This is a genomic window from Enterococcus sp. E4-223 (assembly GCF_035727065.1).
GTDB classification, from domain to species: Bacteria; Bacillota; Bacilli; order Lactobacillales; family Enterococcaceae; genus Enterococcus_B; species Enterococcus_B faecium.
Genome location: NZ_JAPMLH010000001.1, coordinates 464,139 through 487,368 on the forward strand (window position 1 = coordinate 464,139; position 23,230 = coordinate 487,368).

The following is a 23,230-nucleotide window of genomic DNA, read 5'->3' on the forward strand; positions in this document are numbered from 1 at the left end:
ACCCTAAAAAATAAATCAATACTTTTTATGAAAATGACTAGACATTTAAAATTTTTGGCGTTATACTTTGTATGTAATCGATTGCAAATAAATTTGAGGTGAATAAAAATGAACGGTTTTATGGACAAGCTTTCTGAGAAAATCATGCCCTTAGCTAATTTATTAGGGCAAAATCGTTACCTTACAGTGCTGCGGGATGCTTTCATGCTTTCCTTCCCTTTAACGATGTTCGGTTCGATCGTTGTCGTTATCAATAACTTGCCTTTTTTCAGTGACGCAACAAAGGGAACTTTATCGAACTTATTCGGTAACGGACAAAATGCAACAATGAGCATCATGTCGGTTTTTGTTACTTTTGGTATCGGCTATTATTTATCAAAATCTTATGACGTTGAAGGTATTTTCGGTGGTGCCGTGTCTTTTGCCAGCTTCTTGATTCTTACGCCTTTTGCAATGAAAACCGCTGGCGGTGAAGATGTGACTGGTGTGCTTTCACTTGATCGTCTTGGCGCAAAAGGAATGTTCATTGGAATGATCGCTGCTTTCTTGGCTGGAGAAATCTACTGCAGAATCACGAAACGCGGCTGGCAGATCAAAATGCCTGATGGAGTTCCGCCTGCAGTAACAAAATCATTTGCCGCTTTGATCCCTGCTGTAGTGACACTAACTATTTTCTTAGTAATCAATGCTGTGATGACTGGTATTTTCAATGCTAACTTACATGACGTCGTTTATGAAGTGATCCAAAAACCATTAACTGGTTTGGGAAGTAGTTTACCTGCAACATTGATTGCTTTGTTCTTTGTCCAATTCTTATGGTTCTTCGGACTTCACGGACAAATCATCGTCAACTCTGTAATGGACCCGATTTGGAATACACTGATGCTTGATAACTTAGAAGCTTATCAACATGGAAAAGAATTACCACACATCATCACAAAACCATTCATGGAAACCTTCACTGTTGGTATTGGTGGCTCTGGAATGACTTTAGCTGTCGTTTTATTGATGGCCTTTGTTCTTAAAAAGAAACAGTATCGTGATGTTGGACGATTAGCTTTAGCACCTGGTATTTTCAATGTAAATGAACCAGCGATCTTCGGTCTACCGATCGTATTGAATGCAACAATCCTTATTCCTTGGGTTGTGGCACCTCTAATCGTAACGACGTTCAATTATTTGGTAATGGCTGCTGGACTTGTCCCTGCACCAACTGGCGTCTCTGTTCCATGGACTGTGCCAATCATTGCAAGCGGTGTCTTAGCAACAAATTCATGGCTTGGTGGTATGCTGCAAGTCATCGACTTTGTCATCGTTGCCTTTATCTGGTACCCATTCCTGAAAGTACTAGATAAACAACCAGATTTAGATATTGCTTAATAGATCATTAAGGGGTTGTGACAAAAACTTGTCACGACCTCTTTTTTCGAATAAACAATGTTCCAGATGCTACTTCGAGTTGTCGGAAGCATAATCTTTCGTTATACTCTAGAAGAGGTGAATAACGTGCCAAAATACGAAGAAATCGCAAATATTTTAAGAGAACGTATCCGTTCAAAAGAGTATCCTCCCGATAGTTTTTTGCCTAATCAAGTGGACTTGGTAAAAGAATTTGGTGCGAGCCGGATGACAATCAAAAAAGCCATCAATATCTTAGCAATGGAAGGGCTTGTCTATTCGCAGCGAGGATCAGGAACGAAAATCTTGAATCATCCATTTATGCAAAAAGACACATCGCCCGCTAACGAGTATGAAGGTTTGAGTCTCCAAATGAAACGCAGACATCGTTCTTTGAAGAGTCAAATCATTCATTTTGATGTTGAATTCCCTAATCAATATATCCAAGAACGATTGATGATCGATGCCGAGCAACCTGTCTACAATATTCACAGGTTAAGGATCTTAGATGGCGAGCCATATGTTTTAGAGCATACCTTTATGCCAGTCCATCTTGTGCCGGGTTTAAAAAAAGAACATTTGTTAGCCTCTATCTATGATCATCTTCATCAAGAATTGAATGTCCATTTTGCAGGGGCTTATCGTGCTATTTCTGCAGATAAAAGTGATGAATATGATCAGCAATATTTGAACTGTGCAGAAAACGATCCTGTACTGGAAGTTCAGCAAGTCGTCTATCTCAAAGATGGACAGCCGATTGAATATTCTTCCAGCCGAAACCGATTTGATGTTCGGAACTATTCTGTGCTGGATGTGCGTTCAACTTAAATGAAGAGGTTGTGAAAAAGCCGTTTACCAAGAGATCGTGACAGTGGTAAGCAGTTTCAAGTAACAAGAAGAGATCGTGAAATCAACATTCTATCCTATCCTAAGCATTAGCTCAAAAATGAAAAAATAACTCAGCATAAAAAGACTTATGACCACCCGTAATGATTCTAAAGTTAGCTTTTTAAAGCTAGTTTTTTTGAAATCGATACAGCTAGTCGTAAGTCTTTTTATTTTATTGATCCGTCCCTCCTCTTTTCCATTCTTGATCCCTTCCTGATACTTTAGAAGACAAATTAATTGCAAAATAGAGATGCATCCTCTATACTATGTCTAAATCAACTACTTACTTTTTGTAAGTTAACAGGAGGAAATTTATCATGGATACACAAATCAGAGGAATTCACCACGTCACAGCAATGACATCTAGCGCTACAAAAATCTACCGCTTTTTTACAGATATTTTAGGAATGCGCTTAATCAAAAAAACAGTTAACCAAGATGACATCGAAACTTACCATCTTTACTTTACAGACGATACTGGTGCGCCAGGAACAGATATGACTTTCTTTGATTTTCCAAATCAGCCAAAAGGAAAAAAAGGAACAGATACGATCTCTCGTGCTTCTTTCCGTGTGCCAAGTGACGCAGCATTAGACTTTTGGTTGGAACGTTTTGAAAAATATGACGTTACTCATTCAGCAATCAATGAACGTTTCGGCAAAAAATATATCGAATTTGAAGATTTCGATAATCAGTATTATCAATTGATCTCTGACGAAAACAATCAAGGTGTAGCAGCTGGCATTCCTTGGAAAAACAGCAATGTACCGACAGAGTTTGCGATCACAGGACTTGGACCTGTCTTTGTCCGTGTCAGTCAATTAGAGCATATCCGCTTGATTCTTGAAAAAATCTTAGGATTCAAAGAAACAGACCATTCAGGAGATTTCTACTTATTTGAAATCGGTGAAGGGGGAAATGGTGCAAGCATCATTATTGAACATCGGACAGACTTGCCAAAAGCAATCGAAGGATTTGGAAATATCCATCACTTAGCATTGCGTGTAGCAGACAAAGAAGCATTGGAATACTGGATTCAAGTAATCAATAAGATTGAATTGCCAAATTCTGGTTTCGTCGATCGTTTCTATTTCCAATCTGAGTACTTCCTAGCCGCTCATCACGTACTGTTTGAATTAGCAACTGATGGTCCTGGATTCCTTGAAGATGAACCAGCAGAATCAGCAGGAGAAAAACTATCTCTTCCTCCATTCTTAGAAGAACGTCGTGAAGCCATTGAAGCCTATGTCCGTCCTTTCGATACAAGTGATGCAAATAAAAAACGTGAATAATCTCTTCATGCTACTTCATTTTTTGCATCTATAGAAACAGAAAAGAGGGAACAAAATGACCTATATTTTTGAAAAAGGAACAAGTGGCAAGCATTTGATCTTACTTCATGGCACAGGTGGCGATGAACATTCTTTACTGGATATCGCTCACTTTCTTGCACCAAACAGTACATTGCTTTCTTTTCGTGGCACGGTCCAAGAAGATGGGATGAATCGTTTTTTCAAGCGTAATGGATTGAATCAATTCGACCTGGACAGTTTGGAAAAAGAAACAGATAAACTCCATGAAAAAATCAAAGAAATCAGCGAAACAGAACAGATACCGTTAAGTGATTGGCTGCTTGTCGGCTATTCAAATGGCGCAAATATCGCTGCCCATCTATTATTGGAGCGTGAGACCGAGCTAAATAAAGGGTTGTTTTTCCATCCAATGTCTCTAGGTGTTCATCAAAGCCATTCCACATTAGAGGATAAAACCGTCTGGCTTTCTTATGGTGATAACGATCCAATCGTTTCCCCTGCTTCCTTTAAAGAATTGGCCGATCAATTCGAAACACGCCAAGCAAATGTGACCATCCAGCTAACTGTAACAGGTCATCAGTTGACGATGGACGAAATCGAGCAAGCGAGGGAATGGACAGACCACCTCTTAACTAAATAAAATAAAAGAACTACGACTTACATAATACAACCTGAAGCAGATATCGATCTGGATCAGATTTTGTGAAAGTCGTAGTTTTTTGTGTCAGATAGGTTAGTCTCCACCAGCTGCAATAACAGATTTATTATAAATAGCCGTTTTATGTTTCAACTCTTCCAATCCCCCGATTTTCTCACCTTTTGAATAAAAACCGTCAGTAATCCCTAATGCTTGAAAAATCGTCTGCTTGTAGGCAATTTCTGCATTCCATTCAACTGTATCAAGGATTTGCAGTGCTTTATGGATAGCTTCGATTCCTGATTCTCCACCTGTGTTGATCAATACGCCATGAGAGTTGAGCAGCAACATATGCGGTAATTCAAGATGCTGTTTTTTTACATAGTCGCTTGTCAATTCAGCAAGTTCTTCAGAGCAATTAGGCTCAAAGTCCATGACAGGAATCTCTTTTACTTTAGCTGTGGCTTCTGTCAAATTAGGCATAGGCAACCCAGTAGTCGCCCAGAACATTGCATTAGGCGCATGAGCATGGAGGACAGCTTTGATAGCTGGATTAGTCTCGTACATCGCTTCATGCATATTGATCTCCCGAGTTAAATGACCGACTCCGTCAACGATTCTACGCGTTCTTGGTTCTACTACTAGAACCTGTGCAGGAGAAATCTCTCCTAGATAGGCTTCTGACATCATGGTCGGCGTCATGATGATGTAGTCTTTCCCTTGATCATCAGTGGTTTTAAAGGAAAAATTCCCTCCTGCGACATTTGTGTTTTTCCTTTCGAAAATCACTCTTACGATACGTGCCATGTCCTGTCGTTCTCTCTCAAATAACATACGTCCATCTGACATAATGACCCCTCCATTATCTTTTTATAAAACTTTTTTCTCTCAATATTTCTTTGGTAGCTTCTTTTATTTTTATTGATTCTTCTATTTTCCGTTTTCTTTTTTCATCGTACTCTCTGAATAAAACGTGATTTCCATATTTATAGATCACTAGTGCGAAAAAAATGACCAATAGATTGATGATGATATTCTGAGTAAAGAGTCCATATAGAAATAGCAGAAGTGTACCACAAAGAGCGACTGTCCATTTTATTTTATCTGTCTCTTCTCTTTTCATTACTTTCCCACCATTTCAATGCTATTTTTGTAGTTCAGCATAACGTTCACTCGGTACTTTCGCTTTTATCATATATTTATAAAGTAGAACAAACAGTCCTAGAAAAATCACGCATCCTACAATAGCGAGAATATTCCTATTAAATGCCTCCGCAAATAAAACCCTGAACTCCGGCCCTTCTATGGATGACCATGTGATCAACTGTCCTTTCTTGATTCCCTCGACTGCTCCGCTTTTTTCTGCTAAATCACTGAGTATTGGCGCAAGGTAAGTGGCCCCGTACAAATAAATAGGCATCGTGAGGATTCCCAAGATCAGCATACGAGCCAAGTTTCCTCCTGTTAAAAGTAATCCGCCGACCGCAATCGAATAGTTGATAATCCCTGCTAATGGTAATACTTGGTTTCCTGGCAAAATAATGGCATAACCAATAAACACAGGAACAAGTAAAATAGCAGTAACCCAAATTTCTGAACGACCAGCTAATATCGGCCAGTCCAATCCGATATATACTTCACGATCCTTAAACCGCTTTTTCATAAATTCTGACATAGCGTCTGCTAGAGGAGACAAAGATTGCATGAACATTTTAGAGATCATAGGAAACAAACTTAATGCTGTAGCTGTTTGGATCGCTAGATTAAGAGAACCTGAAACGCCATACGCAGCAGCAAATCCAAGCCCCAATCCAATAATGAATCCCATTACAGAGTTTTCAGAGAAGATCCCAATTTTCTTCTTCAATGCATTCGTATCCGCTCGTTTATTTAAAGCAGGAATTTTATCCATGATCATATTGAAAGGCAGCAACAAGACAGCGGCAGATGTCATAAAATGAGTCACTGTTACTAATGGAATCCCTGTGAGATCTTGTATATGTTTTTGAAACATATCACCAAGCTTTAATTCCAATATAACTTGGACCATTGCAGTAAGAAAGCCTGCAGCCAAACTACCGGAAACATAATAAACTAAATAAGCAGTTAAAGCTTTCCCCCAAACATTCCACATATCAACATTTAACGTCTTCGTCCAATTAAAAATTAACAGTACAAAATTGACCCCAATCGTTACTGCAAAAAATATAAAAGCATAACTCCACGACCATGTGATGCTTGCTGCACCTGTCCACCCAAGATCAAGTGCAGGCAAACTGATTCCCGTATTTTTAGCCAATGCTTCTGATGCTGGACTTACTGCGTTAGACATATAGCCAATGACCATAGACATTCCGCTAAAAGCAATCCCTAAAGTTAAAGCAGACATGAATGCTTTTTTTAATTTCATCCCTGCCAACAATCCAAGTATCAAAATAATCAGGGGAACAAAAATGGCTGATCCTAAGTTCAAAACATAATTGATAATGGTTTGGAAAACTTCCATAAATAAACCTTCTTTCTTTCGAAATATAGTAGATAAAACTATGAACCAACTTTTTTATCCAACAATCCTCCTTTACTGTACTAACTCTTTGATACTGTCATAAATAGGTTCTACACCCATTCCAGTTAAAAATGGAATTCCTGGAAATACTTCAATACCCAAATCTTTTGCTTGTTCAAGTACTTCCTCATCAGGTTGTGCGACATACACATAGATTCCAGCAGTTAGAAGCTCATTTTGAATCGATTTGTAATCAACTGCTTCTACAGGAAATGCGATGCCGTCATCTTCTAACATACTTTGGATCTTACTAGCGATTGTCTGACTCGTTGCTACTCCACTTCCACATGCGACAATTAACCGATTTTTCATTTTTTCTTCCTCCTAAATATAATTTGTAATAAGTTCGTATATGTTTTGCGGTGTTTCTTGTTTCTTATAATTTTCCACGAATGTTTCATCCATGAATAAATTCATAAACGCTTGAAGTAATCCTACTTGTTCTTTTGGTTCTTTGATTCCTAAAAAAAATAGATTTTCTACAGTCATTTCCTGATTATCCCCCATTTGATAAAAATAAATTGGGGTCTTCAGCTGCATAACAAAAACAAATGGCTTTTCGACATATTCACATTCCGAATGTGGCAGCGCGATATTTAAATACTTAGTAATCAATCCAGTAGGAAATTCTCTTTCTCTTGCAATCAGTCCATTCAAATAATTCTCATTGACGTACCCCATTTTTTCTAATCGTTGTGCAGCGATTAAAAAAGCTTCTTCTTTATTTTTTACTTCTACCGCTAATTGAATCAAACTAGGAACGAACATCTCTTTATATTTCATTCCAACCTCCTCCTTTTTGATTAAGTTTGTTAATTTATTGTTCTACTAAGTTCATCTTTGTTTTACAAGAACATTATATTTCTGTTAGTTTGTTTTGTAAACGCTTTCAAAAGAAATTTATTTTGTTAAATTTGATCTACTTGAAAATAAAATCGTTTATCTATATAATTAAGAAGAACAAAGTCGAACAAAAATTGACTTTTATGTTAAAGGAGTAATTCATATGCTGAAAAAAGAAAGACAAGAACGAATCATTACGTTATTAGAGAAAGATTTTTATTTAACTAATTCAGAAATCGCTAACAAATTAGGCGTATCAGAAATGACCATACGCCGAGATGTCACTGAATTAGCAAAAAAAAATAAAGTAAAAAAGCTATATGGTGGCGTTGAACGAAAGGAACCTTATAATCGAGAACTATCGACTCAAGAAAAAATTGATACGAATGTAGCCGAAAAAAAATATATTGGTCAAGTCATGAACAGTATGATTCCCGATAATTCTACTATTTATGTCGGTGCTGGAACAACGATCCTATATGCACTTCCTTTCATTCAAAAGAAAAATCTATTTGTAATTACAAACAGTTTGATTGCTTTCAACTATTTAAAGAATCATACAAGTTATCGGATTTTACTTACTGGTGGCGAATTTTCTCCTATTACAGAAGAGTTCATTGGGGAAGTTGCAGAAAGATCTTTTGAAAGTTTGAATGTCGATATCTCTTTCGCTGCAACAAACGGCATATTTGATAACAATGTGACAACCGCTCAATTTATTGAGGGAAATATTCAGAACGCAGCGCTCAATGCAGCAAAAATCAAATGCATTGTTGCAGATTATTCAAAATTAAATAAATCAGACGTCTATACTTTTAGAAAATTAACCGATTTTGATTATCTAATAACCGATAATCATTTATCAGAACAGGATTTCAATCATTATTCAAAATACTTAACAATATTAAAGGAGCCCAAAAATGATACTGACAATCACGATGAACCCATCCATTGATTCCATTTATTTTACAAAACACTTTGAATTAGGTACGATGACACGCTTTGATTCTCCGGTACGCTATGTAGGCGGCAAGGGAATCAATTGCGGACGAGCTTCTGCTCTACTAGGTTCATCAGTTATTTTAACGGGGTTTTTGGGCGGTTATTTTGGCAGTATGATTCAAGATATGCTGAAAAATGAAAATTTGTTTGATTTGCATTTTTTACCTATTGCAGAAGAATCAAGAGGTGCCGTCACGATCATGCATGATGATGAAACGCAGACAGAGCTAGTGGAAGCTGGTCCTGAAATAGCAGATACTACTATCAAAAAATTAATGAATGATATCAAACAAATTAGTAAAAATAATTACCTTTCAGTCATTACAATAAATGGTTCTGTTAACAATCCAGATCCCTTTTTGTATGCTAAATTATTACAATATATCAAAGAACAAATAGATCCTTCCACCTATATATTAATGGATATATCTGGACAACATCTCCGTGAAGTCTTAGCAAGTAAGTATAAACCGATGTTCATCAAACCTAATATCCATGAGTTTTCAGATATCATCCATCAAAAAATTACTCAAAAAAGCGACATAAAATACCATCTAAAAACAAATCCACTATTTAAAGATATCGATGTTATCATGATTTCTTGCGGCTCGTATGGTGCAGTAGTCAAAGTAAAAGAAGAATTTTGGAATGTTGAGATCCCTAAGATTCCTATCATTAATACAACAGGCTCTGGGGATGCCACTGTTGGAGGTTTTGCTCATTCATTAGAACAGAATTATCCTTTAAAAGAATGTGTAAGGTACGCAATGGCTTGCGGCATGTCGAATGCACAGCAATCAGAAGTCGGGAAAGTTATCCCAGCTGATGTAAAAAATTTAGCAAAAAATATTAAAATCACAGAAATGAAATAAATAGTACAAAGTAAATAATTGTTTATATGAAATGAGACACAAAGAGACTGTGACAAAAAACGTGTGTACCGACCCCCAAAAGTTAGATTTTTTGGTCTAACTTTTGGGAGTCGATACATTGTCACAGTCCTTTTTTCGAATAAACGGTGTTCTCCTGCCAACTCCTCGGTCACAAGTTACAATATTCAACAAACATGAGAAGCTGTTTTTTGAAATTGCTCCTTGTGACTCAGAGTTAAACGGCAGGATCACGACCTCTTGGTATAAACGGTGTTCAAAAGCCAGTTTCTCGGTATTAAGCCAAATTTATGCAAAAATGTGGAAAGCCATTTTCACAAAATTTTTCTTAATACTCGAAACTAAGCGGCTTTTTCACAACCTCTTCTTTAAACGGTGCTCAAAAGCTTGCATCTGCGCTAATGAGTCCAACCAAGTCAAAAATGAGGAGCTTTTTTGGCTGTCCTTATTACTTGATGCAGGGCAGTTTTTTCATAATCTCTTTTAGATTAAATCCTTTTGGTTACACAAGGTTCTCTTCAAAGAATGTTGCCATTTTTTCAAATGGAATGATGTATGTCTTGTCGTATAGATCTGTATGGGATGCTCCTGGAATGATCATGAGTTCCTTGTTGTCACCTTTTAGTTCTTTGAAAGCGTCCTCCCCAAAGTAACGTGAATGAGCTTTTTCCCCGTGAATGACTAAGACTGCATGACGGATTTCTGGAATATAATGCAATAGTTTTGCATTCATAAGTGACAACCCTGATGTCCTATTCCAACCATCATTGGAGTTTAAAGAACGGACATGATATCCGCGGTCTGTTTTATAATACGCATGATAGTCTTTGACAAATTGAGGAGCATCTTCAGGCAACGGATCAACCACACCTCCAGCACGTGCGTAGTCCCCTTGTTTGAAATCAATGATGCGTTGTGCATTTAATTCTTCACGCATTTCATATCGGGCATTTTCATCCATAACATCGAAGTAGCCATTTGCTGTTACTCGAGTCATGTCATACATTGTGGAAACAACTGTTGCTTTGACCCGCGTATCGATAGCTGCTGCATTCAATGCCATACCTCCCCATCCACAAATACCAATGATTCCGATTCTCTCAGGGTTTACATTTTTTTGTACAGATAAAAAGTCTACTGCCGCTTGGAAATCTTCCGTATTGATATCAGGCGAAGCAACATATCGAGGTACTCCTCCGCTTTCTCCTGTAAACGATGGATCAAACGCAATCGTTAAAAAGCCTCTTTCAGCCATCGTCTGCGCATATAGACCAGACGATTGTTCCTTCACTGCACCAAATGGCCCGCTCACAGCGATTGCCGGCAATTTCTTTTCACTTACTTCTTTTGGTTCATATAAATCAGCGACTAATGTGATACCAAAACGATTCGGGAAGCTCACCTTTCGATGATTGACTTGATTGCTTTTTGGAAATACTTTGTCCCATTCTTGTGTGATGTTTAATTCTTTATTCATATTCTATACTCTCCTTTGATCAAAATTGACATTTGTTTTTGAATGTATTATTATGATAAAACTTAAACTTGACTTTAGGTCAAGGTAAAAATTTTATTTTAGGAGGATTTTTTTATGTATTCCATTGGACAAGTGTCTGAAATGTTTGGATTGCCTGTTTCTACTTTACGTTATTACGACAAAGAGGGATTATTTCCTGATATCCAGCGTGTTTCTGGTATTAGAAAATTTTCAGAGAATGAGTTAGAGGCTTTGAGAGTCATTGACTGTTTGAAAAAATCTGGTTTAGAAATAAAAGACATCAAGCAATTCATGGAATGGAGCAAAGAAGGCAGTAAGACATTTGAGGTTCGTAAAGAACTATTTGAAAAACAAAAAGAAGTAGTAGAAAAAGAAATAGCAAAATTAGAAAGAGTACTCGCTATGCTAAACTACAAAAGCTGGTACTATGAAGAAGCAATAAAAGCCGGCAATGAAGAAGCCGTATTGACAATGATTCCTGATGATTTACCCCAACATGTAAAAGAAGCTTATGTACATTCTCATTGAACAAACGGATAACTCACTCTCCTTCTCTATGAACTTCATGAAAACATGAATAAACACCTCTAACTGATTGTTAGAAGTGTTTATTTTTTCACTCAAGTATCCTGCACTTACAAAAATATCCTTTTTACCGCCATCCTAATTCTGGAGCGATATCTTTTACAATTGTTTCAAGCAAGTGCATGTTGTATTCTACCCCCAAAGTATTAGGAATCGTGACAAGTACTGTGTCTGCTTCTTTGATTGCTTCATCTTCAGCTAGCTCCTTGATTAATTGATCAGGTTCACCAGCAAAAGTTTTTCCAAAAATCGTTGGGCTCCGGTGATAAGCAAGATAGCCGACAGCATCTTGTTGCGGACTACCGTCTTGTCCAAATAAGCGTCGATCCAAATCAGTGGTGATTGGCTGAATCGAGCGAGTAACTAATGTTCTTGGTTCAAAATCATGACCTGCTTGCTTCCACGCTTCTTTATACGCACGTAATTGGTTTGCTTGTTGGATATGGAATGGCTCATGGGATTCGTAATTGACTAATGTAGATGATTGCAGATTCATTCCATGTTGTGCTGCCCAGATTGCCGTTTGCTGCGAACCAGCTCCCCACCAGATTCTTTGTCGTAATCCTTCTGAATAAGGTTCTATCCGTAATTTTCCTGATCCTTGTGGGAACATTGGTTGAGGATTTGGTTCTGCAAATGGTTTTCCTTCAAGTAATTCCAAGAATTCAAGGGTGCGTTCCCGTGTTACCTCTTTGATTTCTTCTTCACTGTAATCATAACCAAAGTATTTCCAGCCATCTAGAACTTGTTCAGGTGAACCACGCCCCACTCCTAGTTGCACTCTTCCTTGCGTGATGATATCTGTCAATCCGGCATTTTCTGCCATATAATAAGGGTTTTCATATCGCATATCAATAAGTCCTGTACCGATTTCAATCTTACTTGTCTTTGCGCCGATTGCCGCTAGCAAAGGAAACGGCGACCCAATCTGAGGGGCAAAATGATGTACGCGGAAAAACGCTCCGTCCACTCCGATTTTTTCTGCTTCCACCGCTAAATCAATCGATTGCAAATAAGCATCTTGAGCTGATTTCACAAGCGATCCTTGCTCCATCCAATGTCCAAAGCTTAAAAAGCCGATTTTTTTCAAGGTAATGACCCCCTTTAACCCTACAAAAATGGAAGGTTTTTTATTTTTAATATGAACTGATTCTACTACTTTTTTTCTTAAAAGACGAATAATTGTTCTCGCCTCACAATCAAGAAATGTATCGGCTTACTACACCCCTACTTTCTTCATCATCTGCCGTGTCTTAATCTCTTTTAACAGTCTGTTACATCGTTGATTTTTGACTCAAAATGATTGTTTCTAACATGTATTTATGGTAAAAAAGACAAGATGAGTTCTTTGTACACATCGATTTATACGCTGAACAAAAAGAAATATATAAACTAAGAAACCCATTGTTTTTTTCGCTCCATCACATAGAGTTTACTTTAGATAAACAGTGACATTTACTAATCCATAACGGAGGAAATCAAATGAAAAAAATCTATTTCTTATGTACGGGCAATTCATGTCGCAGTCAAATAGCAGAAGGCTACGCGCGTAAATACTTGTCTCCTTCAATGTTTGAGATCAGAAGTGCGGGGATCGAGACACATGGCTTGAATCCAAGAGCTGTAAAAATCATGGCAGAAGACGGCATCGATATTTCCAAACAGACGTCTGATTTGATTGATAGAGATTACTTTACTCAGGCAGACTTGATCATTACACTTTGTGGTGATGCCAAAGACAAGTGCCCTGCCGTTCCAAACAATCACGAACACCTTCACTGGGACCTAAAAGATCCTGCACAAGCTGTCGGGAGCGAAGAAGAAATATTAGCGGAATTCAGAAAAGTCAGAGAAGGAATCAAAAGAAAAGTTTTAGACTTAAATCAACGTACATCGATCGTATAAAGAAGTATTCAAAATGATTTTTCAAGCACTAAGAAACAATGTTAAAAAAATAGCTTTCCATATTTTACAAAATTGTGCCTTATTGCCGACAAATTGTCTCTTGAACACCGTTTACCAGTAGTCAAGACATCGTAAGCAACTATAAAAAATTATAAGAAACTCAAAATAAAAGGATGTGCCACAACTTTGGCCACATCCTCTTTTTTTGTATTTAGTTTTCTACTTCCAAATAAATAGATAGAATTATTATAAATATAAAGGCAGTTTTTTAATCGCTACTTATTCATAACTAGATAACAACGTTAAGATTTCTAGCGGATGATTGGATTGCATCAACTGAGCCATTTGTTCTGGCTGCTTTTCTAAATAGTGAATAACAGAAAATATTTTTTTGAACTCTGCATGTTTCAAATCATTTTTCTTTATTGCTAATAGCAGTACGATACGTATCTGTTCCCCGTGCCATAGGACTGGTTCTTTCATTGTAGCAATAGAAATCATCGAATGCTTCACATACAGCGGATTACCGTGAGGGATCGTTACAAATGGGGCTACTCTAGTACTGGAGTGACTGTCTCTTTCCAAGACAGAATCGATGAATTCCGGCTCCACATAATGATGTTCCACTAAGACGTTTCCCATAAAGTTTAAAATATCGGCTGGGTCTGTCCGTTCAAGTTGAGGAAAGATCAGAAATGGATGAGTAAAGCTTGCTAGATCAAATATTTTTTTCTTCTTGATAGGCACATGCTCCAGCATATATTTTGTCAAATAGGCTAGATCAGTTTCTGTGATCATTGGTGAGATCTCGATTACTGGAATGCTTATATGTTTAAATGGTAACGTAGCCAAGATAAAATCAACAGAGGGAAAATCTTGCCTCTTTAATTCTGGCTTATATTCAACTAGATCCATAATCGTTAATTCTGGAAGTTCTCTGTTCAGCCGTGCTTCGAGAAAAGTAGCCATAGCTTTTGAATATTCACTAACTAAAACCGTTTGATATCTTCTACTTTTCTGATGTTTGTGTCGCTCGATCGCTGCTTGGAAATGGATCGTTAAATAAGCTGTCTCCTCTTGTGGAACATAAAAATTTTCCTTTTCAAAATAATCTTCTAAAATTAACTGTAAAACTAAGAAAAGTTGTGTGTACGTACTAAACACATTTTTCGTCAATGGATTAGAAATCTGCAAACCATAATGGAGTCGAAAATAAGTTGAAGATAAATGAGACCTTAAATTTTGTTTTAGTAGCTGATCTTCTTTTAATGAATAGCCTAGAAACTGTTCCACTTGTTCGATCAAATGATCAGCAAGTGCGCTAGATTCCTTTTGAAAACGTGTGGCTGCTTGTGAATTTGTAAAAAGATTGGCGATACGCAAAGCCAGATAATTGATTTCATCAGGAGAAAATTCAATTGGATAGATGGTGGCTAGTTTTGCTAATATCTGACTACTTAACTTTTGTGCTTGGGTGTGTTCCACGACTTCGTTTTCGTCTTTACTTAATTTCACTTTCTGGTACTGTTTCATTCGCTCGAGCATAAAGTAGATGTGAATCTCCACACTAGCCAGTCCATTCGACTGTTCTAAATGGTTTTCATAAAAAACATCTTGTAATGTATGTTGGATAACTTTTAATGTATCTTTAGCGAAGAATTCTTTCAACGACGGACTTTGCGGATCTTCTTTCTGCATATTTCGTAATGTCTTAACAAGCAACTGTCTTTTTTCTTGTTCATCGCCTTTAAGAAAAGTTCCTAGTTTTGTTTTGGATACTAGCTGTAAATGGTGATACTCAAAAAAGCTTTGCAACTCTGTCAATTCTTTACGAATCGTACGTTTTCCAACATATAGTTTTTCTGAAAGTTCTTCAAGACTAAATCCGTCTTTTGCTACTAGCAGATGGAAAATCAATAACTGACGAAGCTGTTTTTTATCCATTTCTGTTTGAGCCTCTTCATTAAGCGCTCGTTTCAGTTGTTCCCTTTCGTGAGGCAGACCATTCAACAAGATACCTGTACCTTTTTTTCTTTCAAACATTAAAGGCAGATGTTTGTCTCTCAACCAAGTTTCAATGGTATTCAAATCGCTATGAATCGTTCTTTCTGACACATGGAAATGCTCTGCTAGCTTTTTTGTTGTTATATAATTATTGTTCTCACTTAATTGATAGATCAAAGATTGCTGACGCTGATTCATAATGTGCAGAAACTCCCTTCTAAATAAAAAATCGATCATGATAACACATCTATTATGTCTCATCACGGTCGATTTTTCATCTTATGTTACATTTCGCTTAATAATTGGTGAACTGCTGTTTTATCTGGCGCTTCCATCAGTGCTTGACGGAAGTCATCATCCATCAATTTACGTGATAGACGTTGCAGTATTTTCAAGTGCATATCACCTTGGCTGTTTTCAGGTACAGCAATCATAAAGATCATATGTGCAGGTTTTCCATCTAAAGAATGCCAATCTACCCCAGATTGACTTCTGGCAAATGCCACTGTTGGTTTAAGAACATAAGCTGATTTTCCGTGTGGAATAGCGATTCCCATGCCGATTCCCGTCGTACTTTCATGTTCTCTATCATAGATGACTTCTTTAAACCCGTTTTTATCTGTGATCGCCGCTGTTTTTTCTAAACGTTGGACTAAATCTTCGATTACTCCGTCTTTTGTTGTTGCTGTTTCACCTAAAACGATTGCTTCATCTGACATAATATCCGTGATAGAATCAAAAGTTTCAGTTTTCGTATAAACATCACTTGTTTCAGTCTCTGATAGATCTGCTACTGTCACACCATTTGCTGCAGCAACCGCAGTTTGTTGTAATGTCGGTTTAAGGATTCTTAACATTAGCACGGTTACAGCAATACCAGCAATCACTGCTACAAAAAACATGGCTACGTGATCCACTGCTCCTAAAACCGCTACGATCGGACCGCCATGAGCTACATGATCTGTCACTCCTGAAAGCATCGCGATCACACTTCCTGTCATTGCCCCGACTACAATGCTTGGAATCACCCGCAGTGGATCTGTTGAAGCAAACGGAATAGCGCCTTCTGTAATCCCAAACAGTCCCATTGCTAAGGACGCCTTACCAGCTTCTCGTTCTGTTTTCGTAAATTTGGTTTTTAAAATCAATGATGCCAGCCCCAATGCTAATGGAGGGATACAGATAGCTACAGCAATTGGCCCCATAATGGAATAATTGCCTTCTGCAATCAAGCCAGATCCGAACAAAAAGGCTACTTTATTGAACGGCCCCCCCATATCAAAAGCAATCATCGCTCCTAAGATCATAGCTAGAACAATTTCACTTCCTCCTTGCATCCCTGCTAAAAAGTGAGTCAATGAACTAAATAGAAGAGCTACTGGTTCTCCAATAACATAGATAAACACAAAACCAACTGCCAATGATCCTAAAATTGGGATAACAATAATTGGCATGATCGATTGTAAAGCTTTCGGTACTCGCACTTTCTTGATTCCTAAAGCAATGAATCCTGCTAAAAATCCAGTGATGATCCCGCCTAAGAATCCCGCATTCGCATCACTACCATATAATGCTCCGTTTGCCGCTAACATCCCACCAACAAATCCAGGAACAAGTCCTGGACGGTCTGCAATACTTTGCGCAATAAATGCAGATAGAATTGGAACCATCAACCCCATAGCGATACTTCCGATACTATTCATCGTTGCCCAAATCGTTCCTTCTGATATCTTGATTCCTTCAGGTGTCGCTGTTCCGCCCAATGTTAATGAAATTGCGATCAATAATCCTCCTGTAACTACGAATGGTACCATATATGAAACACCATTCATCAAACTCTTATAGATTTTCTTACCTAAATTTTCTGATTCACTTTTATTTTCGGCAGAAATAGTTGTCTCTGTACTTTTATAGATTGGCGCTTTTCCTGCTAAAATCTCTCCTACCAATTCATCTGCATGATGGATTCCTTCTTGCACGCCTACGGTTATCAATGGTTTGCCGCCAAATCGTGATTTATCTATTTTAGTATCCGCTGCGATGATTACACCAGCTGCTTCTTCGATATCTTTTGCAGTCAATTCATTTTCGATACCGATAGAACCATGTGTTTCGACTTTTACCTCGACGCCAACAGATTTTCCCGCTTTCTCTAAGTTTTCTGCTGCCATGTATGTATGGGCAATGCCAACTGGACAGGATGTGATTGCAATAATTTTTTTCATTTTCCTACCGCCTTTCTTTCTACATTTACAGTATATAAAAACGGTTTCTTTTTATTAAGCACAAAATGATTCCGTAATAACTGAAATTCTTGGAATAAATAGAAATTTCGCTAAAAAAATTGATATACAATTTATTATGTTGAATAAAATAATATTGGAAAATCTTACATTTCTGTACTTCTGCTTACGTACATCTAAATTATTATCTACATTAACAATTTCCGTAATTAATTATAAAAAGCTTATTCCATTTAATTTCATTCTGGAATAAGCTTCTTATTTTCTAATGAGTTAGTGAATAATTTTTTTTACCATGCTTAATAGTATCTTTACGTCTCCTATACGCGTATCTCCTGTTTCTTTATCTATAATTGAACTATAAACATGAGGAATCACTTTTTTTACACCTGCATCGATTGCAATTTTCAGAATTTCTTCAAAGTTTGAAAGATCAATTCCTCCTGTTGGCTCTAAATAGAATTCATATTTTGCGCAAGCTTCCGCAACTGCTTTAAATTCTTCCCTATGTGCTAAGCCTTTCATCGGGAAATACTTGATTGAAGTACCTCCCATGTCTTGCAGCATTTGAATGGCAGTTTCAATAGGCACTTCAGCTGCTGGCGCTTGTGAACTTAACGGACCTGTAGCAATATTGACATAGCCGATCTTACCTGTTGGTGAAACCAATCCATTGATGACCGTATCATTTTGGCCCAATAAAGCACGAGAAGTCCCCACGCCAGTAAATACTTGATTGACATGTTGTGGATGTAAAACCCCAGATAAACGCGAAACCATCTGACTTTGGTTTGGATCTCCAGCGCCTAATCCAACTGACAACGCATTATTGGTTGCGTCTTGGTACCTTTTCATATCTTCGATTGCTGCTTCATCGCTAGCATAATTTTTCGATAGCACACCTAGTACGACATGCCCTTCCGCTGCTTCATAGCATGCTTTTGCATTTTCAACTGAATGAGCTAATACATTTAAACATACACGATTTTTATAATAATTTGGGATAACTGACAATTTAAAAGCCTCCTACATGATTTCTCTCAATCTTTTTATAATTTTTTCCATTTCGTTTTGGCTGACAGAACGAATGTCGAACTCAATGATTCCGTTATTTGCTTGATATTCTCGGGTGTAGACTGCTGGATTTCGTGCTTTTAATTCCTGAATGACTTCTTTCGCACTTTTATCACCATTAATCGTTACACTTGCTCGATAAATATCTCTGCCGGTACCATCTTGAACTATTTTCGCTGTTAGGTCAGGAAGTTGATTGATTGCGTTAACAAAAGGCGCTAATCGTTGCTTCATGGAGTCACCAGATTCGCTCCCATTTTTTAAATAATCTTCTAGTGCCTGGGTAAAGCCTAAAATATTATCTTTACCGATTTTCATTGCTCGGCCAATACCTTTAGACTGTAGCCGAATCCATTGAATATACTTCTTTTTTCCTATGACCAGTCCGGCACTCGGACCTTCGATTGCTTTTGCACCAGAGTAAATCACTAAGTCAACGCCCATTTCGCTATATTTGAATAAATCTTCTTCCGCAGCTGCATCAACGATCAATGGCAAACGATGAGCTTTGGCAACTTCTACCATTTCTGCCACCGTCAGCATACTTTTCTGAACTGCATGATGACTTTTAATATATAGAAGCGCAGCAGTTTTTTCCGTAATCATCATGGAAACATGTTCCGGTGTACACATATTTGCATAGCCAGCTTCTATGACTTTTCCTCCACCTTGAGCAACCATTACTTCAACCGGTGTCCCATAATCTACATTATGTCCCTTAGGTATGATGATTTCCCGTCTAGCGATTTTTTCTGTATAGGGATGATAGACATGGTACATGTCGCCCTGTCCGATTAAAGCAGCAACAGATTGAGCAATCCCTGCTGAAGCAGAAGAAACGATTTGCGCATCTTCCACTTTCAGTAATTGAGAAAGATAAGCGCCGGTTTTGATGGCAAGATCACTCATCTCAAAAAAATGCTCGCCTCCAAATCGTTGTGCTGCTAGGACACTTTCAGATACCTTAGAAACCCCTAGGATCGTCATTTTTCCCGATGCATTAATGACTTCTTTTAAATCAAACTTTCCATAGCTAATTGTCATATATGACGCCTCCAATAATTGTTTTAATCGGTAAAATTTGTTCTTTAGCTATACGTGTAAATCCGTTGGAATCTTTCAATTCCTTTTCATTTTCAACAATCTCAAATATCGTCAAATCTGCATCATAATTGACAGCTAACTGGCCCTTACTCTTCAAATGAAAATTCCGTGCAGGAACTGCTGTAACTTTTTCAATGATTTCTTCCCAAGAATAGCCGACTACCCTCAATTTTTCTAAAGTAGTTGCTAGATCAAAAACTGGGCCATTTGTACGATTGCGGATGTAGATATCCGTACTAATAGAGCTAGCTTTCATTCCTGCTTTTAGTGCGGTTTCTGCCACATGGAAATTAAAGCTATCCGTCCCATGTCCAATATCAAAGACGACACCATTATTGTAAGCATCCCAGACAAAGTTTTTAATTTGATCTGTCTTTGGATCTAAAATACCGTTTGGTTTTCCATTAAAACAATGGGTCAATACATCGCCTCTTTCCATTCTTGACAATACTTCTTCTAACTCAGGAGGTGCAGAACCGATATGAACCATCAATGGCAGATCATTGTTTTCTGACTGGATTTTTTTAGCTAATTCTAATGGCTTAATGCCATTTTCACCAACAACTGTCTTACTCATTCTCGCTTTGATCCCGACAATAAATTCCGGCAGTTCTGCTAACGCAGTACTTACTAGATCTTCTTGAATCTTTGTTAGATCAGCAAGTTCATCTTGTTTGACAATGCCCCATTTAGAGATATTCATTAGCGCATACACATTTGTCTTGACCGATTTCGTCAATTGATAAAATTCACGGATGTTTTCTGCTCCCGTAGTTCCAGCATCAATGACCGTCGTCACACCTTTTTCGACCCCTATCTAATCAGGATAGTCATAATAAAGATTCATCTTTTCATAGCAGTGGACATGATCATCGATCCACCCAGCGGATAAATAATACTTTCCCTCCAAGTCAACTACTTCTTGCGCCGGCTGATTTATTTCTGCTGCAACTGCTTTAATCATGCCTTTTTCTATAGCGACCTCTATTTTAGATCCATCAACCAACCTTCCATTTTTAATCAAAGTATCAAACATTTAATGACCCTCTTTCTATTAATTTACTGCCGGGAAGATTGCTCCTAAAATCATTGCTCCTAAAATAGCACCTCCAGCAATTGGTTTTTTCCAAGCATAGAATCCTAGTGCTCCTAATGTAGCGCCAATACCGATTGGAATAGATGCTGCACACGCGCTTAATATAATTAATGGACCCAAAAAACGTCCAGATGAATTTCCTGCCCCCATCATGACGTCAGCACCAAAAGTGGAATTTGATTGATTGATCGTAAATTTACGAATCAAGACAATGATGCCACCAACAATCAAACCTAGAACCAAACCAGTCAATAAAGAGAGTGCAAAATTATCGATTGGTGCCGCTATTTTCATACTTAAGAGAATTGCTGGTACCCCAATTCCGATCCCAGTTAGGATCGAACCGCCTAAGTCCAAGATCCCAACTAAAGAGCCTTCTAAAATTCTGGCAAATAAGAAACTAGCACCAAACGCTGCCGCTGCGCCATAGGATCCGCCATCCAGCCCGGCTTTTAACATCGCCACGATCGAAACTTCATTGAATGCACCCACACCATACATCACATACATGTGTGTTCCTGCAAATACAGCAGCGGACATAATTCCTACGATTAGCGGAAAAGACCAGTCTGCAAACCAAAAGCTCTTTTGCCGCTTTGCTTCTAATACTTTTGCTTGTTCTTCTGTTGTCTCCATGATTCTCCTCCTATTTCACACTAAAGATGTTGTGCAAGTTATCAAGCCAATTAGGCACTTGAAGCTGGAAGCTCTTGATCATTTCCATATCAAATCCACGGAAAAATCCACTGAAAATAAATAATAAAACAATAGCGATCATCATGCTCTTCGTGACGCGATTCCAACCGCTCTCATCGACGCCTTTACCAATCAAGATTCCTAGAACAACACCAGGTACCGCATTTCCCATAATCAATTGCGCGATACCACCAAAAAGAGTGCCCCAAAAACCAGTTCGTTTCCCTGCGTCTAAAGCTGCCAACCAAAAAATAACTGGCATTACTGTATTGATCAGAATCGTCGCTGCTGGTACCAAAACGGAAACCGCCGTCACTTGTAACGCCTCTGGAATTGCTGCAGCTGTTGTGTTTAAGAAGGCTACCACCACTGCCCCGATAACCGCTCCAATGATCCCCATTTTTTTCGGATCATGCATGGTCTGGGTGACATCTTTGTTTTTTGCTAGAAGTGCTGCCGCTGCCCAATTGGGAATGATTCGATGCGTCACATCTTGTGTGAATGCACCAGCACCAACTGAAGAAGCCCATGCATTAAAGAAAAAGCCTAAACCAAATGAAAAATGAGAAGCTGGATCACCCATGCAGGCATTCATTTCGTCTAATGTTCTAAAAGCTCCTAAACCTTGTGTATTAGGTGCATGAAACATTCGAGCTGCCCCGACAGATGCTGCAAAACCAAGTAATCCCCCGATAATGACCGATTTGACTAGAATGATTACGAAATCCACGTTATTCTTTCCCCCTTATGATTCAAAATTAGATTTTTTTAGTTACAAATGGAATGGCAATCCCATTTGGATCTTCAGTCATTTGCTGGCTGAACGATATGTCTGCCAATTTTATTTCTGTTACAGCCACAGTAACAGAGAGTTCGACTTCATAGCTAATACGTTGCCGTGGGAAGAAGAAAAATAGAAAGCGTTCTGTGTATTTGTTTTCGACCGCCTTTAAAATATCCACATTGACTGGTTCGATTCGCAATAATACGTTTGATTGTTCCATTATTTTGTTTTGAATTTCTGCTAACGCTGATGCAAAAGCATGTTGCTTTGTTTCCCCTTTACCGGAGACGATAACTTTTTGCTGAATTGTCTTTTGAACGCTCATTTCATGTCCCTCTTTCTATTTTCCATGCTTTTTGATAAATTCTTCTGTCAGACGTTTCCCTAATTCCTCTTGATCCATAAAGCCGAAACCTAGAACAGTTTTGCCATCCTTGATAGCTGTGATCCCTTCTTCAATCGAACGCATACCATGTCGTTCTGGATAGCCATATTTTGTTGCTGCTGTTAATGCACCTGCACCACCACTACCACAAAAAGAGATACCCATATCTGCATGCTCTTGTTGCATCACATCGCCCAAACGCATATCTGCCCCCATTCCTGGTACGACAACTGCTTTTCCGCCAGCTGCTTCTACCCCTTTGGCCACATTTTGTCCTTTACCCATACGGTCTGCAATAACTACTTTAATCATGATTGTT

Annotated in this window: 23 protein-coding genes and 1 pseudogene; 8 read left to right on the plus strand and 16 right to left on the minus strand. The window is 38.1% G+C overall.

The window, feature by feature from the left end:
• Window positions 1-108: 108 nt before the first annotated feature.
• The 4 genes from celB to OS139_RS02305 all read left to right on the plus strand — a co-directional run bounded on the left by celB (window position 109) and on the right by OS139_RS02305 (window position 4,239).
• Window positions 109-1,380: a PTS cellobiose transporter subunit IIC gene (gene celB, locus OS139_RS02290; RefSeq protein ID WP_002294365.1), complete on the plus strand. Its 1,272-nt coding sequence runs from the start codon at window positions 109-111 to the stop codon at window positions 1,378-1,380.
• Between the two features lie 126 nt (window positions 1,381-1,506).
• A complete protein-coding gene (locus OS139_RS02295; RefSeq protein ID WP_002294363.1) occupies window positions 1,507-2,226 on the plus strand; it encodes a GntR family transcriptional regulator in 720 nt (239 codons plus the stop codon).
• 377 nt (window positions 2,227-2,603) lie between these two features.
• Window positions 2,604-3,578 carry a ring-cleaving dioxygenase gene (locus OS139_RS02300; protein WP_002288275.1) on the plus strand — a complete coding sequence of 325 codons (975 nt, stop codon included), beginning with the start codon at window positions 2,604-2,606 and terminating at the stop codon, window positions 3,576-3,578.
• A 55-nt stretch (window positions 3,579-3,633) separates the two neighbouring features.
• Window positions 3,634-4,239, plus strand: a complete 606-nt coding sequence (locus OS139_RS02305) for an alpha/beta hydrolase (protein ID WP_002306966.1) — start codon at window positions 3,634-3,636, stop codon at window positions 4,237-4,239.
• A 93-nt stretch (window positions 4,240-4,332) separates the two neighbouring features.
• Here the strand turns inward: OS139_RS02305 and OS139_RS02310 are convergent, their stop codons facing one another.
• From OS139_RS02310 to OS139_RS02330, 5 genes are all read right to left on the minus strand, one after another.
• Window positions 4,333-5,085 (minus strand): class II aldolase/adducin family protein, encoded by a 753-nt coding sequence (locus OS139_RS02310; protein WP_002288278.1) that lies wholly within the window; start codon window positions 5,083-5,085, stop codon window positions 4,333-4,335.
• Between the two features lie 13 nt (window positions 5,086-5,098).
• Window positions 5,099-5,359 (minus strand): hypothetical protein, encoded by a 261-nt coding sequence (locus OS139_RS02315; protein WP_002291816.1) that lies wholly within the window; start codon window positions 5,357-5,359, stop codon window positions 5,099-5,101.
• Window positions 5,360-5,380: 21 nt separating this feature from the next.
• Window positions 5,381-6,742: a PTS galactitol transporter subunit IIC gene (locus OS139_RS02320; protein ID WP_002306968.1), complete on the minus strand. Its 1,362-nt coding sequence runs from the start codon at window positions 6,740-6,742 to the stop codon at window positions 5,381-5,383.
• 72 nt (window positions 6,743-6,814) lie between these two features.
• Window positions 6,815-7,114: a PTS sugar transporter subunit IIB gene (locus OS139_RS02325; protein ID WP_002288285.1), complete on the minus strand. Its 300-nt coding sequence runs from the start codon at window positions 7,112-7,114 to the stop codon at window positions 6,815-6,817.
• 12 nt (window positions 7,115-7,126) lie between these two features.
• Entirely contained in the window at window positions 7,127-7,585 is a 459-nt protein-coding gene (locus tag OS139_RS02330) for a PTS sugar transporter subunit IIA (protein WP_002306970.1), read from the minus strand.
• 223 nt (window positions 7,586-7,808) lie between these two features.
• On the opposite strand from OS139_RS02330, the gene OS139_RS02335 reads away from it, so the two are divergent.
• Both OS139_RS02335 and OS139_RS02340 read left to right on the plus strand, forming a co-directional pair.
• Window positions 7,809-8,600, plus strand: a complete 792-nt coding sequence (locus OS139_RS02335) for a DeoR/GlpR family DNA-binding transcription regulator (RefSeq protein WP_002306971.1) — start codon at window positions 7,809-7,811, stop codon at window positions 8,598-8,600.
• Window positions 8,566-9,519, plus strand: coding sequence for a 1-phosphofructokinase family hexose kinase (locus tag OS139_RS02340; protein ID WP_002306972.1), 954 nt, complete (start codon window positions 8,566-8,568; stop codon window positions 9,517-9,519). Before OS139_RS02335 ends, OS139_RS02340 begins: the two co-directional genes overlap by 35 nt.
• A 520-nt stretch (window positions 9,520-10,039) precedes the next feature.
• Here OS139_RS02340 and OS139_RS02345 read toward each other — a convergent pair.
• Window positions 10,040-11,014: an alpha/beta hydrolase gene (locus tag OS139_RS02345; RefSeq protein ID WP_002306973.1), complete on the minus strand. Its 975-nt coding sequence runs from the start codon at window positions 11,012-11,014 to the stop codon at window positions 10,040-10,042.
• 114 nt (window positions 11,015-11,128) lie between these two features.
• On the opposite strand from OS139_RS02345, the gene OS139_RS02350 reads away from it, so the two are divergent.
• Window positions 11,129-11,563: a MerR family transcriptional regulator gene (locus OS139_RS02350; protein ID WP_002288290.1), complete on the plus strand. Its 435-nt coding sequence runs from the start codon at window positions 11,129-11,131 to the stop codon at window positions 11,561-11,563.
• A 124-nt stretch (window positions 11,564-11,687) separates the two neighbouring features.
• Here OS139_RS02350 and OS139_RS02355 read toward each other — a convergent pair whose 3' ends face one another.
• Window positions 11,688-12,710 (minus strand): LLM class flavin-dependent oxidoreductase, encoded by a 1,023-nt coding sequence (locus OS139_RS02355; RefSeq protein WP_025481587.1) that lies wholly within the window; start codon window positions 12,708-12,710, stop codon window positions 11,688-11,690.
• A gap of 392 nt (window positions 12,711-13,102) precedes the next feature.
• Here OS139_RS02355 and arsC point away from each other — a divergent pair, with 392 nt between their 5' ends.
• The gene (gene arsC / locus OS139_RS02360; protein WP_002306976.1) at window positions 13,103-13,525 is read left to right on the plus strand and encodes an arsenate reductase (thioredoxin); all 423 of its coding nucleotides are present in this window, start codon (window positions 13,103-13,105) and stop codon (window positions 13,523-13,525) included.
• 279 nt (window positions 13,526-13,804) lie between these two features.
• Here the strand turns inward: arsC and OS139_RS02365 are convergent, their stop codons facing one another.
• The 9 genes and pseudogenes from OS139_RS02365 to OS139_RS02405 form a co-directional block, all read right to left on the minus strand.
• Complete coding sequence (locus tag OS139_RS02365) at window positions 13,805-15,727, minus strand: BglG family transcription antiterminator (protein WP_002331880.1); 1,923 nt, start codon at window positions 15,725-15,727, stop codon at window positions 13,805-13,807.
• An 86-nt stretch (window positions 15,728-15,813) separates the two neighbouring features.
• Complete coding sequence (locus OS139_RS02370; RefSeq protein ID WP_002331881.1) at window positions 15,814-17,754, minus strand: PTS fructose transporter subunit IIABC; 1,941 nt, start codon at window positions 17,752-17,754, stop codon at window positions 15,814-15,816.
• A gap of 291 nt (window positions 17,755-18,045) precedes the next feature.
• A complete protein-coding gene (gene dagF / locus OS139_RS02375; protein WP_002331882.1) occupies window positions 18,046-18,786 on the minus strand; it encodes a 2-dehydro-3-deoxy-phosphogluconate aldolase in 741 nt (246 codons plus the stop codon).
• A 12-nt stretch (window positions 18,787-18,798) separates the two neighbouring features.
• Window positions 18,799-19,890: a DgaE family pyridoxal phosphate-dependent ammonia lyase gene (locus OS139_RS02380; protein ID WP_325066780.1), complete on the minus strand. Its 1,092-nt coding sequence runs from the start codon at window positions 19,888-19,890 to the stop codon at window positions 18,799-18,801.
• Window positions 19,880-20,986 (minus strand): annotated as a pseudogene (locus OS139_RS02385) (amidohydrolase/deacetylase family metallohydrolase). Before OS139_RS02385 ends, OS139_RS02380 begins: the two are co-directional and overlap by 11 nt.
• Window positions 20,987-21,004: 18 nt before the next feature.
• Window positions 21,005-21,682, minus strand: a complete 678-nt coding sequence (locus OS139_RS02390) for a DUF4310 family protein (RefSeq protein WP_002296962.1) — start codon at window positions 21,680-21,682, stop codon at window positions 21,005-21,007.
• A gap of 10 nt (window positions 21,683-21,692) precedes the next feature.
• Window positions 21,693-22,472, minus strand: coding sequence for a DUF4311 domain-containing protein (locus tag OS139_RS02395; RefSeq protein WP_002331885.1), 780 nt, complete (start codon window positions 22,470-22,472; stop codon window positions 21,693-21,695).
• A gap of 28 nt (window positions 22,473-22,500) precedes the next feature.
• Window positions 22,501-22,851 carry a DUF4312 family protein gene (locus OS139_RS02400; protein ID WP_002288312.1) on the minus strand — a complete coding sequence of 117 codons (351 nt, stop codon included), beginning with the start codon at window positions 22,849-22,851 and terminating at the stop codon, window positions 22,501-22,503.
• Window positions 22,852-22,866: 15 nt separating this feature from the next.
• On the minus strand, window positions 22,867-23,223 hold the full coding sequence (locus OS139_RS02405; protein WP_002288314.1) for a glycine-rich SFCGS family protein: 357 nt from the start codon (window positions 23,221-23,223) through the stop codon (window positions 22,867-22,869).
• Window positions 23,224-23,230 lie beyond the last annotated feature (7 nt).

Coding starts and splice junctions, on each gene's coding strand:
- OS139_RS02345 (WP_002306973.1), bottom strand. CDS start 11,014: ATGAATAAAGAATTAAACATCACACAAGAATGGGACAAAGTATTTCCA.
- OS139_RS02330 (WP_002306970.1), bottom strand. CDS start 7,585: ATGAAATATAAAGAGATGTTCGTTCCTAGTTTGATTCAATTAGCGGTA.
- OS139_RS02335 (WP_002306971.1), top strand. CDS start 7,809: ATGCTGAAAAAAGAAAGACAAGAACGAATCATTACGTTATTAGAGAAA.
- OS139_RS02405 (WP_002288314.1), bottom strand. CDS start 23,223: ATGATTAAAGTAGTTATTGCAGACCGTATGGGTAAAGGACAAAATGTG.
- OS139_RS02390 (WP_002296962.1), bottom strand. CDS start 21,682: ATGGAGACAACAGAAGAACAAGCAAAAGTATTAGAAGCAAAGCGGCAA.
- OS139_RS02400 (WP_002288312.1), bottom strand. CDS start 22,851: ATGAGCGTTCAAAAGACAATTCAGCAAAAAGTTATCGTCTCCGGTAAA.
- arsC (WP_002306976.1), top strand. CDS start 13,103: ATGAAAAAAATCTATTTCTTATGTACGGGCAATTCATGTCGCAGTCAA.
- OS139_RS02315 (WP_002291816.1), bottom strand. CDS start 5,359: ATGAAAAGAGAAGAGACAGATAAAATAAAATGGACAGTCGCTCTTTGT.
- OS139_RS02300 (WP_002288275.1), top strand. CDS start 2,604: ATGGATACACAAATCAGAGGAATTCACCACGTCACAGCAATGACATCT.
- OS139_RS02340 (WP_002306972.1), top strand. CDS start 8,566: ATGATACTGACAATCACGATGAACCCATCCATTGATTCCATTTATTTT.
- celB (WP_002294365.1), top strand. CDS start 109: ATGAACGGTTTTATGGACAAGCTTTCTGAGAAAATCATGCCCTTAGCT.
- OS139_RS02365 (WP_002331880.1), bottom strand. CDS start 15,727: ATGAATCAGCGTCAGCAATCTTTGATCTATCAATTAAGTGAGAACAAT.
- OS139_RS02305 (WP_002306966.1), top strand. CDS start 3,634: ATGACCTATATTTTTGAAAAAGGAACAAGTGGCAAGCATTTGATCTTA.
- OS139_RS02350 (WP_002288290.1), top strand. CDS start 11,129: ATGTATTCCATTGGACAAGTGTCTGAAATGTTTGGATTGCCTGTTTCT.
- OS139_RS02380 (WP_325066780.1), bottom strand. CDS start 19,890: ATGACAATTAGCTATGGAAAGTTTGATTTAAAAGAAGTCATTAATGCA.
- OS139_RS02310 (WP_002288278.1), bottom strand. CDS start 5,085: ATGTCAGATGGACGTATGTTATTTGAGAGAGAACGACAGGACATGGCA.
- OS139_RS02325 (WP_002288285.1), bottom strand. CDS start 7,114: ATGAAAAATCGGTTAATTGTCGCATGTGGAAGTGGAGTAGCAACGAGT.
- OS139_RS02320 (WP_002306968.1), bottom strand. CDS start 6,742: ATGGAAGTTTTCCAAACCATTATCAATTATGTTTTGAACTTAGGATCA.
- OS139_RS02370 (WP_002331881.1), bottom strand. CDS start 17,754: ATGAAAAAAATTATTGCAATCACATCCTGTCCAGTTGGCATTGCCCAT.